The following is a 14,391-nucleotide window of genomic DNA, read 5'->3' on the forward strand; positions in this document are numbered from 1 at the left end:
TCACACCTCGATCCCGATGTACTTCTCCTCGAGAAATTCGAGGATGCCTTCGGAGCTGCCTTCGCGCCCGAGTCCGGACTGCTTCGTCCCGCCGAACGGCGCCGCCGGGTCGCTGAGCACGCCGCGGTTCACCGCGACCATGCCGGCGTCGATCTTCTGCGCGACCGCGAGCGCCTGCGCGGGATCGCCGTACACATAGGCGATCAGGCCGTAGATGGTGTCGTTGGCCATCGCGATCGCCTCGTCGACGTCGCTGAAGGAGACGATCGCGGTGACGGGTCCGAAGATCTCGACCTGGTTGATCTCGCTGCCGTGCCGGACATCGGTGAGCACGGTCGGCGGGTAGAAGGCGCCGACCGCCGGAGTCTCACCGCCCAGCGTCAGCGTGGCGCCGTCCGCGACGGCCTGCTCGACGAGCCGGGCCACCTTGTCGCGCTCTTCCGGCGACACCAGGGCGCCGAGCTCGTTCGACCGATCGGCCCCCGGACCCATCGTGACGCCCTTCATGGCTGCGGTGATCCGGGCACCGAACTCCTCGACGAGCGAGTCGTGCACGTAGAACCGGTTCGCCGCCGTACACGCCGATCCGCCGTTGCGCATCTTCGCGACCATCGCGCCCTCGACCGCGGCGTCCAGGTCGGCACTGGGCAGGACGACGAACGGCGCGTTGCCGCCGAGCTCCATCGACGAGCTGACCACCTGGTAGGCAGCCTCCCGCAGCAGCACCCGTCCGACCTCGGTCGAGCCGGTGAAGGACAGCTTGCGTACGGCGGGGTGGTGCAGCATCGCGCTCACCGCCGGACCGGCCGGCACCGGCGTCACCAGGTTGACGACACCCGCCGGCACACCGGCCCGACGCAGTACCTCGACGACATAGGCGGCAGTGAGCGGCGTCTGGCTGGCCGGCTTGAGCACCACCGAGCACCCGGCCGCCAGCGCGGGGGCGATCTTGCGGGTCGCCATCGCCGCCGGGAAGTTCCACGGGGTGACCAGGACCGAGACCCCGATCGGATCGCGCCGGACCACGATCGTCTTGTCGCCCGACGGGGAGAGCCGGAAGTCGCCGCCGATCCGGACCGCCTCCTCGGCGAACCAGCGGAAGAACTCGGCGGCGTAGGTGGCCTCGCCGAGTGCGTCGGCGTACGCCTTGCCGTTCTCGGCGACGATGATCTCGGCGAACTGCTCGCGCTCGGCGGTCAGGATGTCGAAACACTGGCGGAGGATCTCCGATCGTTGCCGCGGAGGGGTCGCGGCCCAGCCGGCCAGTGCGTCCGCCGCGGCGTCGACCGCGGCCAGGCAGTCCGCCTCGGTGGCAGCTGCGAACTGTGCCAGTTCGGAGCCGTCAGCCGGATCGTGGACCGGGAACCGCCGGCCGTCAGCGGCCGGCCGCCACTGACCATCGATGAACAGATCGTGCGGAGAGATCATCTGGGTGTGCTCCATATGCCTGGTCAGAACGGTTGGCTTCGGTCGCCGGCGTACGCGGCACGAGTGATCTCGTACAGCGCGTCGGCGTCCAGCGGGCGGGGGTTGTTGTCGACCAGCCGGGCCGACTTCAGCCCCATCGACGCGACGTACGACAGTTGGTCCTCGGCGAGGCCGAGCTCCTTCAACGTGGACGGGATGCCGATCCGCTCGAGCAGGCGCTCGACGGCTTCGATGCCGGCCAGCGCCTGCGCCTCGCCGCCACCGGTCACCGGTACGCCGAAGATGGTCGCGATCTCGGCGAATTCCTGCACCCGGGCCTGCGCGTTGTAGCGCATGACGTACGGGAGAAGGACGCCGACTCCGACACCGTGCGCGGTATGTGTCAGGGCGCCGAGCGGATACTGCAAGGCATGCGCGGCGGCGGTTCCCGCGACACCGAGCGCATAGCCGCCGGCGTTCGCGGCGAGCATCACGTCGGAGCGTGCCTGCCGATCGTCCGGATGCTCGAAGGCTTCGGGCAGAGCCTTGGCCAGCAGCCCGAGACCCCAGCGCGCGTAGGAGTCGCTGATCACGTTCTTGCCGATGAAGACCCGGCCTTCGCCGACCGCCGTCGACGGCCGCTGGATCGCGGTGAACGACTCGATCAGATGCGAGACCGCGTCGGCGCCGGCGCTGGCGGTCAGTCCGGGCGGACAGCTGTAGGTCAACTCCGGGTCGCAGATCGCCACCGAGGGAATCAGGTAAGGCGAGGAGATACCCGCCTTCAGCTCGCGCCGGCTGTCGCTGAGCACGCAGACCGGCGTCACCTCGGACCCGGTGCCGCCGGTCGTGGGAACGGCGACGATCGGCAGGACGGCTCCCGGTACGGCGTTCTCCCCGTAGTACCGGTCGATCGGGCCGCCATGGCTGAGCAGCAGCGCCAGTGCCTTGCCGAGGTCGATACAGCTGCCGCCGCCGATCCCGATCACCACCTCGATCCCGGCATCCTTCATCGCGCCGTAACAGGCGTCGATGTCGGAGGTCGGCAGTTCGGCGGCGGTGTCGGACCACACGCTCACCTCGAGGCCGTGATCCTTCAGATCCGCGATCAGCTCGGTGAACTCCGCCGACGCGGCCAACCGCTGATCCGTGCAGACGAGTGCCTTGCGCCCGTACTCCGCGGCCAGGCTGCCGAGCAGCGCGCGCTGGCCGGCGCCGAAGACGACGGTTCGCGGAGCTCGTTGCACGCCGAAGGAGGGGGTGGTGATCGTCATCGTGAGGGGTCCTTGTCTGGTCGGGGCGGGGTCATTCGGCCAGCACTGCTTCGGGCCGGGCTGCCTGCAGAGCGGTCAGCTCGCGCCACAGGTCGTCGGCGACATCGATGCCGTCGGCGACCGAGTTGCGATACCGGGCCCGGGCGCCGTCGCCGGGAACCGCGACCGGCGTCGCCGGGTCGGCGCGTCGACTGCCACGGACCTGGTCGAGGTACTCCGAGGCCGAGTAGGCGCCACCGCTCAGCAGGATGAACAGGTCACCCTTGTTGCTGAGGCGGTCGTCGTCCAACGTCCCGCCGACCGCCGTGCCGTAGGCGGCGCCGGTCAGGAAGGTGACCATCGCGCCCAAGCCCAGCCCGAGCCCGTAGCCCTTCGGTCCGCCGAACGGTGCGATGGATCCGCACTTGGCCGCCTCGGGATCGATCGTCGCGTTGCCGTCGGCATCGAGTGCCCAGCCAGGCTCGAGCGGTACGCCGCGTAGAGCGTGGTCGTGCACCTTGCCCATCGAGATCTGCGACGTCGCCATGTCGAGCACCAGCGGATGCGGTTGCGCGGGGACACCGAGCGCCAGTGGATTGGTCCCGAGGATCGCCTCGGTGCCGCCCCATGGATGGACCAGCGCCTCGCTCGTCGTCATGCCGAGGCAGACCAGACCGCGCTCGGCGATCCGGCCGGCATAGAAGCCGAGCATGCCGAGGTGGTTGTTGTTCGTGATCGAGCAGACCGCCACGCCGTGCCGTCGAGCCGCCGGAACGACGGCTTCCAGCGCACGCAGCGCGACCACCGGGCCGAGGCCCTGCTCACCGTCGACGGACAGGTAGCACGGGCTGAGCCATTCGTGTTTGCCGGTGTTCGTCGGGCTCGCCGTACCGTTCGCCAGTCTGCGGAGCAGCCGCGGCAGCCGGAGCAGGCCGTGCGACGGCACCCCTTTCGCCTCGGCGATCAGGAGGAGCTCGGCTTGCTGAGTGGCTGCCGGGCCGGGCACACCCGCGGTGATCAGCAGACGTTCGGCCAGGGACTGCGCTGTTGCGAGGTCAGTGTGCACGTCGACCATCCCAGGGGTGGATTTTGTCGATTTTTGGTAGGCTAGATCAGATCAGATATGATTTGCAATGGTCTGTGGATACGAATTCACGACTGAGGCCGACCAGGCTCCGACCGGACAGGGCAGGCATATGAGCGAGCACGCAACGGAGCGTCCTGAACGCACCAGGATGAGCGATGTGGTCTACGAGCAGCTGCAGACGCTCCTGCTGGACGGCGTGATCCAGCCCGGTGAGCGGATCCGGGTCGATGTGATCAGCCGGCAGCTCGGCGTCTCCCAGACCCCGGTCCGGGAGTCACTGAACCGGCTCGAGGCCGAAGATCTGGTCACCAAAACACATCTGATCGGATATTCCGCGAGCCCGAAACTGACACCGGAGCGGTTCGAGGACCTCTTCGAGGCGCGGTTCCTGATCGAGCCGTACTGCTCCGGCCTGGCAGCCGGCCGGCACCAGCGGGTCGAGGTCGAGCAGATCGCCGGCATCGCCGCCGACCTGCGCGCCCGCTACCTGGCCGGCACGATGTCGTACGGCGCCTTCGCCCGCAAGGACGCCGAGTTCCACCAGGCCATCATCGGAGCCACCGGGAACAGCTACTTCGGCGAGATCTTCGCCAAGCTGCACTGCCACCTGCAGCTGTTCCGGCTGCTGCGCGACTCCCGGGTGACCGAGGAGGCGCTCGAGGAGCACGACCTGATCGTCACCGCGATCCGGCAGCGCGACACCGAGGCCGCGGACCGGGCGATGCACGCCCACCTGTCCGCCTCCCGCGGTCGCCTCAGATCAGCCTTCGAGTCGGCCCCCGAGACAGTCGCCGTCGCCATCGCACCCGCCGCCGACCCCATCCCCGAGGCGACTGCCGACCCGTCCTGATCACATGACGGGACCGGTGGTCCGGAGCGACCGCTGCCCCGAAGCCAGCCCGTTGGCCAGATGCGGGGTTCACCCCTTATCTGGTCCCTTCGCCCCGGGTATCCGGTAGGGGGAACGGTGCAGCTGCGAGGTTCTCCCCTGAAATTGCCCTGGGCAGAAGCCAAGTGTGGTGGCGACCTCAGCGTTCTTGGCGAGGCACTAGGTTCCGACAAGGTGTCCGCGCCCTGCGGGCGCCTCGGTGGACCGGATATTCGTGCGCGTGCAGAGTTGTCGGCCGGCAGGTCAGCGTTCGGGGCCGGGGACGGAGAGGGGGTCGAAGCCGTAGGGGAGCTCCAGGCGGTGGGCGGCCATCAGGTCGGCGTCGCCGAGCAGATCGCGAGTCTTGCCGTCGGCAACGATCCGGCCGTCGTCCATCAGCAGGCTGCGCTCACACAGCTGCAGCGCGTACGGCAGGTCGTGCGTGATCATCAGCAGTGTCACGTCCAGGCCGGCCAGGATGTCGGCGAGCTCTCGCCGGGCGGCCGGGTCCAGGTTGCTCGACGGCTCGTCGAGCACGAGCACCTCCGGCCGCATCGCCAGGACCGTCGCCACCGCGACCCGCCGCCGCTGACCGAACGACAGGTGATGCGGCGCCAGATCGGCGTGGTCCTGCATCCCGACCTGCACCAGCGCCTCGTGCACCCGGTCGTCCAGCTCGGAGCCGCGCAGTCCGAGGTTCGCCGGACCGAAGGCCACGTCGTCGCGCACTGTCGGCATGAACAGCTGGTCGTCCGGGTCCTGGAACACCAGCCCGACCTTCCGCCGGACCACGGACAGATGCTCCCGGTGCAAACCGGTCCCACCGATCTCGATCCGGCCGCTGCCGGTGCCGCCGGCCACCGAGCCGAGGATCCCGTTCAGATGCAGGACGAGCGTGGTCTTGCCGGCGCCGTTCGGCCCGAGCAATGCGACCCGCTCGCCACGCTGGACCGTGAAGTCGACGCCGAACAACGCCTGCCGGCCATCGGGATAGGCGAAGACCAGACGCTCGACATGGATCGCGGGACCGCTCACAGGCCGACCACCCTGGCCGCGACCGCGATCAGCACGGCCACGAGGGACATCGTCATCCCCTGCAGCCATTGTTCACGCGTCGCACCCGCGACGCTCAGCAGCGGCATCCGGCCGGTGTAGCCGCGTGACCGCATGGCCAGATGCACCCGCTCACCTCGCTCGAAGCTGCGCACGAACAATGCCCCCACTCCCCCGGCAACCGCCTTCAGATGACCGACCCGGCCGCCGGTGTAGCCGCGCGACTCCCGCGCGATCCGCATCCGGTGCAGGTCGTCCGACACCACACTCAGGTACCGGACCATGAACGACAGGATCGCGACCAGCGTCGACGGCAGCCGCAGCCGCTCGAGGCCGGCCAGCACGTCACGCGGTCCCGTGGTCGCCGACAGCACGATCGCCGCGACCACCCCGAGGGTGCCCTTGGCCAGCACGTTCCAGGCCCCGAGTACGCCGGACTCCGACAACTCAACTCCCAGCACCGAGACGGTCGGCCCGGTCGCCACGAAGGGCAGCAGCAACGCGAACACGATGAACGGCGTCTCCACGGCCAGCCGCCGTGACACGACCGGGGCCGGCAGTTTCGCGACGACCACGGCGGCCACGAGCATCACGGCGTACGCGCCGAACGCCCAGAAGGCGGCCGCCGGGGTGGAGACGACGGCGAGCACGAAGACGAACAGGGCGACGAGTTTCACCTGCGCCGGGATCCGGTGGATCCGGCTGTCCACCGCGACGAGAAGACCGTCTCCGCTCACGACGCTTTGCCGGCACGCAGCGACGCCAGCTTGGCGATCGCCAGGCCGACCACGATCGTGACCAGTACGCCGATGATGCCGGCGAGCGCACCGGAGACCTGGGAGTTGCCGATCCCGCTGACGCCGTAGTCGGCGAGCGGACTACTCGCGGCCGCGGAGCCCTTGGCCGCGCTCTCGAAGCCGAGCTTGGCGCCGACGAACTCGAGCCCGTCCGGGCGCGCGCTCGCGAACAAACTCAGCCCACCGGCCACCATCAGCGTGAGCGCGATCCCGACGCCGAGCGAGCGACCGGCCGGCTTGGTAGCGATCGCCTTGTCCGGCGACACCGTGGAGGTGTTGCCGTCGGCATCGACCAGGATCAGGTCCTGCTGCAGGTGGCGGGCAGCGTAGACGAGATCCGGCCGGGTCGCCACGACCGCGCTCAGTACGGCGGCGGTGATGACCGCCTCGCCGATCCCGACCAGGATGTGCCAGCCGACCATCGCGGTCGCGAGCTTGCCGAGCGGGATGTCGACCGCGCCGCCGATCGCATACAGCCCGGTGAACGCCAGCGCCGCGACCGGCACCGACACCAGCGCCCCGAGCGTCGCCGCCGGTACGACGCTGCCGGGCCGGCGCGGCAGAACCCGCAGCACCGCCCGGATCAGGACGTACCCGACGAGCACCGTGATCAGCCCCATCAGCGTGATGTTCGTCCCGAGGGCGGTCAGCCCGCCGTCCGCGAACAACAACCCCTGGACCAAGAGCACCGTCGACATCACGAGTACGGCGGTCCACGGGCCGACCAGCGCCGCGGCCAGCGCGCCACCGAGCAAGTGTCCGCTGGTCCCCGCGCCGACCGGGAAGTTCACCATCTGCACCGCGAACACGAAGGCGGCGGTCAGCCCGGCCAGCGCCGGACCGGTCTCGCGGATCTCCCGATTCGCCCGCTGCAGGCTGAACCCGACCGCGCCCGCGGCGATCAGCCCGGTGGCGACGGAGGTCGGCGCGTCGAAGAAGCCGTCAGGAACATGCACGGCCACATTCTTGATCTAGTTGCGACGCATTCGCAAGAAGCCGTCTCACAACGGCTTCAGGGCTTCCCCGATCGCGCGGTGGAAGGTCGGGTACGCGTAGATCATCTGTCGCAGAGTGTGAACGGGAACTGCCGCGTGCACCGCCAGCGCGAGCGCGCTGAGCACCTCGCCACCGGTCGGGCCGGCACTCGTCGCACCGACCAGGACACCCCGATCGGCGTCCGCGACCACCTTGATGAAGCCCTCGTTGCCGGCCTTGTGGATCCAGCCGCGGGTCGAGGCCGGGATCGGGGTCGACCCGGTCCGCACGTTCAGCCCGGCGTCGCGCGCTTGCTTCTCGGTCATCCCGACCGCACCGATCTCGGGATCGGTGAACGTCACCCGCGGCATCGCGTGGTAGCTCGCGGTCGGCGCGTCCGGCTCCTGCAGGATGTCGCGGACCGCGATGTCGGCCTGGTACATCGCGTTGTGGGTGAACACGCCGACCCCGGTGACGTCGCCGATCGCCCACAGCTTGTCGCCGGCCCGGACGTGCTCGTCCACCTCGATCCGGCGCGCCTTCGGGTCGAGTCCCAGCTTGTCCAGGCCGAGGTCGTCGGTAGCGATCCGGCGTCCCGTTGCCACCAGCAACTTCTCCCCACTGACCGAGGACCCGTCGTCGAGTGTGACGGTGAACGTGTCACCGGCGTACCCGACCTGCTTGGCGTGCACCCCGGTCCGGAAGGTGACGCCGTCGCGCTCCAGCGCCTCCCGGGCCAGTACGCCGGACTCCGGCTCCTCCATCGACAACACGTCGGCCGCGCCCTCGATCACGGTCACCTTCGTGCCGAACCGGGCGAACACCTGGGCCAGCTCTATCCCGATCGCTCCACCGCCGAGCACCAGGATCGTGGCCGGTAGTGTCTCCGCCTCGATCGCCTCCCGGTTCGTCCAGTACGGCGTCCCCGCGAGCCCGTCGATCGGCGGGATCGCCGGGAGCGTGCCGGTCGCGATCACGATGCCGCGGGACGCCTCGTACTCGCGGTCCCCGGCCCGGACCGTGCTGGGTCCGGTGATCGTGGCGCGGTCCTTGATGACAGTGGCGCCCTTGTTCACCAGCCGGTCCACCGCGACCTGGTCGTTCCAGGTGTCGGTGGCCTCCTCGCGGATGCGCTTGGCCACCGGAGCCCAGTCCGGCTCGACGGTCGCCGTACCGGCCATGCCGTCGACGCGGCGGGTCTCGGCGATCAGGTTCGCGGCCCGGATCATCATCTTGCTCGGGATGCAGCCGTAGTACGGGCATTCACCGCCGACCAGGCGGGACTCGATCCCCACCACCCGCAATCCCGCCTGCGCCAGCCGGCCGGTCGTCTCCTCGCCGCCGACGCCGACTCCGACCACGACCACATCCACGTTCTCAGCCATGCCGCCCAATCTCGCAGACCGGCCCGGACCGGCCAAGTCTCGAGCCTGCGTGTCATCGGTCGGTAAGCATCCGTTCACCGCGGGCCAGTACGTATGGGGCTCGGAGAAGTGGGGACCGACGCAGTGGTCTCGTTCCGTGTGGAGATCTGCTGACCGGCTTCTGCGGTTAAGGTGCAGGCATGTACGTGATCGCGCACCTGAGTGACTCGCATCTCGACGGCTCGGAGGAGGCGCGTGACCGGTTGCGGCGGATCACGGCGTACCTGAAGGACTTCCGGCGGCCGGTGGACGTCATCCTCGTCACCGGCGATCTCGCCGATCACGGGCTGGAGGCGGAGTACGCCGAGCTGGCCGCGGAGCTCAAGCTGGATCTGCCGGTGCTTGTGCTGCCGGGTAACCACGATGTGAGCGTGCCGCTGCGGGCGGCGCTCTCGTCGCTCGTCGACTCACCCGGCGAAGGCCATCCGGTCCATCAGGTCCGCGATGTCGGTGCGGCGCGGTTCGTCCTGCTCGACACGACGGTCCCGGGTGAGAACCACGGACTGCTGCCGGAGGAGTCGCTGGCCTGGCTCGACGGCGTACTGCGGGAACCGTTCGACGGACCGTTGTTCGTCGCCTTCCACCACCCGCCGTTCAACCTCCATCACCCGACGATGGATCAGTGGATGCTCCGGACTCGCGAGCCGTTCGCGGCCGTCCTCGAAGGCAAACCGGTCACCGCCCTGTTCGCCGGCCACGTCCACAACGCCATCGCCGCCACCTTCGCCGGCATCCCGCTCCGCGTCGCCCCCAGCATCCGGTCCTCGATCCCGCTCCCCCTCGAACCCGCTACCGCGGCGGGGACGTTGTTGGACCCCACGGCCCATCCCGGCTTCGCACTGCACATCCATGTGGACGGCGAGCCGCTGCAGACCGTCTACCGCTACCCGGCCCGATGACCGACCTGACCCTGCGGGTCATCGGCCGCGTCCAATCCGCACTCATCACGCGAGCCGACGCGCCACGCCAGGGCGACGAAGGTGGACCCGACGCGTGGGTCGTCTTCGACGAGTCGGTCCTGGCGGCACTCGCCGATGTAGCGGCCGGCGACGAAATCATCCTCATCACCTGGTTCGACCGCGCCGATCGCGACGTACTCACGGTGCATCCGCGCGGCGACCGGACCCGGCCGCCCACCGGTGTCTTCAGCACCCGCTCGCCCGACCGGCCGAATCCCCTCGGCCTGCATCGCGTCACGGTCCTCGCCACCGACGGCCCGCGGATTCAGGTGAACAATCTCGAAGCTCTCGACGGCACCCCCATCGTCGACGTCAAGCCCGTCCTGGGCGACGTCACCGACCGCTGAACCGCCGCGCTCACGGGCGGAGGCGCTGATGCGCGATCGGTGATCGGGCCGGATACGGCCCGGTGAGGTAGGTGTTGATCTCCGCGATCGTCCCGTCGGTGTCGCGGATCAGGTGCCGCAGCCCGTTCCAGCGGGCGACCTCGACGCCGATCGCGATCAGCCGCAGCCTGCTCGCCCCGGAGGCGAATGGCTCCGTACTGTCACAACGCCGCGTGTACCACGTGCCGCCCTGGTGGTAGGTCTCCACATCCGCGTGCAGCTCGTGGGTGGTGTCTGGTTCGTACTGGTCGCACGATGTCATCCGGCCTGCCTTCAGCGAGAAATCCTGCGACCAAAGCTCATCACCTGACACCGGCCCGGCACTGCGGCCGAAAGTCCCGGATCGCCGGGACCTCGGTCCCGAACGACGAAGCCCCGGACCGCCTGGTCCGGGGCTTCGCTGCGACAGCGATCAGAAGTTGATCATGTGGCCTTCGAGGCCGTGGAAGGCCTCTTGGAGTGCCTCGCTCAGGGTGGGGTGGGCGTGCACGTTGCGGGCCAGTTCCTTGGTGGTCAGGTCCCACTTCTGCGCCAGGGTCAGCTCGGGCAGCAGCTCGGTGACCTCCGGGCCGATCAGGTGCGCGCCGAGTAGTTCGCCGTACTTGGCGTCGCTGATCACCTTGACGAAACCGGTCGGGTCGCCGAGGCCGTGCGCCTTGCCGTTCGCGGTGAACGGGAACTTGGCGACCTTGACGTGGAAGCCCTCCAGCCGGGCCTCTTCCTCGGTCCACCCGAAGCTGGCGATCTGCGGCTGGCAGAAGGTCGCCCGCGGGATCATCTTGTAGTCCAGCTCCATCGTCTCGTGCCCGGCGATGGTCTCCGCCGCGACCACGCCCATCGCCTCGGCCGCGTGCGCGAGCATCAGCTTCGCGGTCACGTCACCGATGGCGAAGATGTTCGGCACGTTGGTCCGGCAGAAGCCGTCGATGCCGATCGCGCCGCGCTCGGTCAGGGCGACGCCGATCTTGTCCAGGCCGTAGCCGTCGACGCGCGGCTGGAAGCCGATCGCCTGCAGGACCTTGTCGGCCTCCAGCGTCTGCTGGGCGCCGTCCTTGCCGGTCACGGTGACCTTCACCGTGTCGCCGGAGTCGTCGATCGAGTCGACCCGGGTGCCGGTCAGCACGTCGACGCCGAGCTTCTTGTACGCCTTGGCCAGCTCCTTGGACACCTCGGCGTCCTCGAGCGGCATGATCCGGTCCAGGAACTCGACGATGGTGACCTTGACGCCGTAGTTGGCCAGCACGTAGGCGAACTCGACACCGATCGCGCCGGCGCCGGCGATGATGATCGAGCCCGGCAGCTCCTCGGTGACGATCTGCTCCTCGAACGTCACCACGCGGTCGCTCAGCTGCGTGCCCGGCAGCAGCTTGGTGGTCGCGCCGGTGGCCAGGATGCAGTTGTCGAACGTGACGGTCTCCGAGGAGCCGTCGTTCAGCGTCACGTCGAGCGTGTTGGCGTCGGTGAACGAGCCCCAGCCGTCGAACTCGGTGATGTTGTTCTTCTTCATCAGGAAGTGGACGCCCTTGACCCGGCCGTCGGCCACCTTCCGGCTGCGCTGCACCGCGGTCGGGAAGTCGAAGCTGACCTCGCCGCTGATGCCGAAGGTCTTCGCCTCCTTCTGGAAGATGTGCGCCAGCTCGGCGTTGCGCAGCAGCGCCTTGGACGGGATACAGCCCACGTTCAGGCAGACACCGCCCCAGTACTTCTTCTCGATGATGGCGGTCTTGAGCCCGAGCTGGGCAGCGCGGATCGCCGCGACGTACCCACCCGGACCCGCGCCGAGGACAACAACGTCAAAGTGCGAGGCCATGCTGTGAACTTTAGTGGGTCGCACCAGCCCTCCGGACCACCGGTACGACGCTCTGCCGCGGGCGTGACCGGGGTCACTGCGATGGCCCGATCGGGCAGTCTTGTCCGCCATCGGCCCGCCGGGCCGTACTTACTACGGTTACAGTCCGTTCATCCGGGTTCCGCCAGGACCGTTCGCCGCCTACGCTGGGGGCCACGCGGGGGCCGTCTCCCTCCGCGTGCGTGAGGCGACGACGATGGGGGCCCGATGGTTCTGGGGAGCCGCCGAGGGCTGTGGTTCGCAGCACTCGGCACAGTGCTGGCAGTGGTCGCACTGCCGGCGTACGCGGACGACCCCACGCCGCCGCCACCAGCGTCCGTCACGGACGTGAACCGGTCGCTCGAAGAGCTGCAGGCCGAGGCCGCCGCCGTCCAGGCCGACTTCGCCAAGGCGACCATCGCCTACACGAACGCGCTCAAGGCCGCGCAGACCGCGGAGGCCACCGCGAAGAAGGCCGAGGCCAGCGCGACCGTCTCCAAGAACAAGGCAGAGACCGAGCGTCACCAGCTCGGGCTCCTGACCGCGCAGGCCTATCAAATGGGGATCCCGACCGTGATGGGCACCGAGTCGATGCTGTGGTCGCTCGCCCCGATCGCGGAGAACCTGCAGGAGATCGCCGACCGGCAGACCGCGATCACCCAGCTCGGCAGCACCCAGGTCGCGCAGTACCGGACGGCGATGGCCGCGGCGAACGAGGCCGACCGGCTCACCGCGGACGCCGCCGGCAAGCGGGCCGCCGCGAACGAGGCCGCCGCCAAGGCGAAGGAGCTCAGTCAGCAGGTCCAGCAGAAGGCCGCGTTCGCCGCGTCCGCGATGGAAGGCCAGGCCGCCGACCTCGACGGAGCGTCCGAGCTGTCCAAGCAGCTGCAACTCGCGCGCAACCAGCAGGCGCTCGTCCGCTGGCAGACCTACCTGACCGAGCTGTCGACCGCGAAGGTCACTCCCCCGGCGGCCGCCGTACTGAAGAACCCGGCCAAGCTCCCGGCCGGGCTGAAGCCGCTCACCCGGCGGGGTGCGCCCGTCGCCGGTGTCGCGACCATGGCCGCCGCCGGCCGGACCGTCCGGGTGCTGTCCGCCGAGACGATCCGCGCGGTGAACCAGGCCTTCAGCCTGCTCGGCAAGCCGTACGGCGTGGCCGCGACCGGCCCGGACAAGTACGGCTGCCTCGGCGCGGCGCGGGTCGCTTGGCAGCCCTACACGACCCTCCCCAACCTGGTCGGCAAGGTCTATCCGGACTACCAGGCCGTGCCCACGAGCCAGATCGAGCCCGGCGACCTGCTCGTGATGGGCAGCAAGTCGCTCGGACTCGTCCACATCGGCGTCGCCCTCGACAACGGCGAGATGATCGCCTCCGACGAGGCGAAGGGCTCGGTCGTCGTCACCGCCGTCCCGGACAACCTGTACGCCGCCCTGCGCCCGACGCTCGGCGCTCCGGTCAAGCCGCAGGTCGCGCCCGCCGCGGCCTCGGACGCCGTCGACTTCCGCTGCGGCAACACGGCGACGTCGTACAACATCGGTTCGGGCGCCTGGACCTGGCCGCTGGCCGACGGGACGTATGACATCGGTACGCCGTTCGGTCAGGCCGGGCCGATGTGGGCGACCGGCTTCCACACCGGTCAGGACTTCGTGGCCGCCGTCGGTACGCCGGTCCACGCGGTGACGGCCGGTGTCGTCCGGGTCGAGCACCCGGCCTGGGCCGGGAACCTCGTGCGCATCGACCACGGCAACGGCCTGGAGACGCTCTACGCCCACCTCAGCAAGATCGACGTCGCCGACGGTCAGCAGGTGACCGCCGGCCAACGGATCGGCGCCGTCGGCACCGAAGGCAACTCGACCGGACCGCACCTGCACTTCGAGGTCCACCTCGGCGGCGAGCCGGTCAACCCGATGCCGTTCCTGGCCACCGGCTCCGCGAGCATGGGCTGGGGTGGCTACAGCAACGGCATGATCCCGGCGAGCAAGCTGTGCGGGATCGCGTCCGGTCACATGCTCCGGTGTGACGCGGCGGCGGCGTACCAGCAACTGGCCACCGCCTACCGCGCCCACTTCGGCAACACGCTCTGCATCACCGACTCGTACCGCTCCTACGCCTCCCAGGTCGACCTGTACGCGCGCAAGCCGTCACTGGCCGCGCTCCCGGGCACGTCGAACCACGGCTGGGGTGTCGCGGTCGATCTCTGCGGCGGCATCGAGAAGTACGGCACCGCGCAGTACCAGTGGATGAAGGCCCATGCGCCCGCCTTCGGCTGGGTCCACCCCCAGTGGGCCGATCAGGGCGGCAGCCGCGAAGAGCCGTGGCATTGGGAGTTCGGGAAGCCGCCCAGCGCGTAGGC

13 protein-coding genes are annotated in these 14,391 nt (G+C 69.5%); 4 read left to right on the top strand and 9 right to left on the bottom strand.

Annotated elements, in window-relative coordinates; genetic code table 11:
• From OG558_RS34575 to OG558_RS34585, 3 genes are read right to left on the bottom strand one after another with little or no spacing between them, the layout of a single operon-like run.
• Entirely contained in the window at positions 1–1,428 is a 1,428-nt protein-coding gene (locus tag OG558_RS34575; RefSeq protein ID WP_405066737.1) for an NAD-dependent succinate-semialdehyde dehydrogenase, read from the bottom strand.
• 23 nt (positions 1,429–1,451) lie between these two features.
• Positions 1,452–2,681: an iron-containing alcohol dehydrogenase gene (locus OG558_RS34580; protein WP_405066738.1), complete on the bottom strand. Its 1,230-nt coding sequence runs from the start codon at positions 2,679–2,681 to the stop codon at positions 1,452–1,454.
• A 31-nt stretch (positions 2,682–2,712) separates the two neighbouring features.
• Positions 2,713–3,726 (bottom strand): Ldh family oxidoreductase, encoded by a 1,014-nt coding sequence (locus OG558_RS34585; protein WP_405066739.1) that lies wholly within the window; start codon positions 3,724–3,726, stop codon positions 2,713–2,715.
• A gap of 169 nt (positions 3,727–3,895) precedes the next feature.
• Here OG558_RS34585 and OG558_RS34590 point away from each other — a divergent pair, with 169 nt between their 5' ends.
• Positions 3,896–4,597 (top strand): GntR family transcriptional regulator, encoded by a 702-nt coding sequence (locus OG558_RS34590; protein ID WP_405066740.1) that lies wholly within the window; start codon positions 3,896–3,898, stop codon positions 4,595–4,597.
• Between the two features lie 282 nt (positions 4,598–4,879).
• Here the strand turns inward: OG558_RS34590 and OG558_RS34595 are convergent, their stop codons facing one another.
• Genes OG558_RS34595 through OG558_RS34610 form a run of 4 tightly spaced genes read right to left on the bottom strand, consistent with a single transcriptional unit; the run spans position 4,880 to position 8,825 of the window.
• Positions 4,880–5,650 (bottom strand): ABC transporter ATP-binding protein, encoded by a 771-nt coding sequence (locus OG558_RS34595; protein WP_329477065.1) that lies wholly within the window; start codon positions 5,648–5,650, stop codon positions 4,880–4,882.
• Positions 5,647–6,405 carry a cobalt ECF transporter T component CbiQ gene (gene cbiQ, locus OG558_RS34600; protein ID WP_405066741.1) on the bottom strand — a complete coding sequence of 253 codons (759 nt, stop codon included), beginning with the start codon at positions 6,403–6,405 and terminating at the stop codon, positions 5,647–5,649. Before cbiQ ends, OG558_RS34595 begins: the two co-directional genes overlap by 4 nt.
• A complete protein-coding gene (locus OG558_RS34605; RefSeq protein WP_405066742.1) occupies positions 6,402–7,421 on the bottom strand; it encodes an energy-coupling factor ABC transporter permease in 1,020 nt (339 codons plus the stop codon). The genes cbiQ and OG558_RS34605 overlap by 4 nt, the downstream gene beginning before the upstream one ends.
• A gap of 45 nt (positions 7,422–7,466) precedes the next feature.
• Entirely contained in the window at positions 7,467–8,825 is a 1,359-nt protein-coding gene (locus tag OG558_RS34610) for a dihydrolipoyl dehydrogenase family protein (RefSeq protein WP_405066743.1), read from the bottom strand.
• A gap of 179 nt (positions 8,826–9,004) precedes the next feature.
• On the opposite strand from OG558_RS34610, the gene OG558_RS34615 reads away from it, so the two are divergent.
• The gene (locus OG558_RS34615; RefSeq protein ID WP_405066744.1) at positions 9,005–9,763 is read left to right on the top strand and encodes a metallophosphoesterase; all 759 of its coding nucleotides are present in this window, start codon (positions 9,005–9,007) and stop codon (positions 9,761–9,763) included.
• Complete coding sequence (gene tsaA, locus OG558_RS34620; RefSeq protein WP_405066745.1) at positions 9,760–10,170, top strand: tRNA (N6-threonylcarbamoyladenosine(37)-N6)-methyltransferase TrmO; 411 nt, start codon at positions 9,760–9,762, stop codon at positions 10,168–10,170. The genes OG558_RS34615 and tsaA overlap by 4 nt, the downstream gene beginning before the upstream one ends.
• Before the next feature lie 10 nt (positions 10,171–10,180).
• Here the strand turns inward: tsaA and OG558_RS34625 are convergent, their stop codons facing one another.
• Together OG558_RS34625 and lpdA are read right to left on the bottom strand one after the other, a co-directional pair.
• A complete protein-coding gene (locus OG558_RS34625) occupies positions 10,181–10,471 on the bottom strand; it encodes a hypothetical protein (protein WP_329477054.1) in 291 nt (96 codons plus the stop codon).
• 150 nt (positions 10,472–10,621) lie between these two features.
• On the bottom strand, positions 10,622–12,019 hold the full coding sequence (gene lpdA, locus OG558_RS34630) for a dihydrolipoyl dehydrogenase (RefSeq protein WP_405066746.1): 1,398 nt from the start codon (positions 12,017–12,019) through the stop codon (positions 10,622–10,624).
• A gap of 246 nt (positions 12,020–12,265) precedes the next feature.
• Here lpdA and OG558_RS34635 point away from each other — a divergent pair, with 246 nt between their 5' ends.
• Positions 12,266–14,389 (top strand): peptidoglycan DD-metalloendopeptidase family protein, encoded by a 2,124-nt coding sequence (locus OG558_RS34635; RefSeq protein ID WP_405066747.1) that lies wholly within the window; start codon positions 12,266–12,268, stop codon positions 14,387–14,389.
• Positions 14,390–14,391 lie beyond the last annotated feature (2 nt).

Source organism: Kribbella sp. NBC_01510, assembly GCF_045040325.1.
Classification (GTDB): domain Bacteria; phylum Actinomycetota; class Actinomycetes; order Propionibacteriales; family Kribbellaceae; genus Kribbella.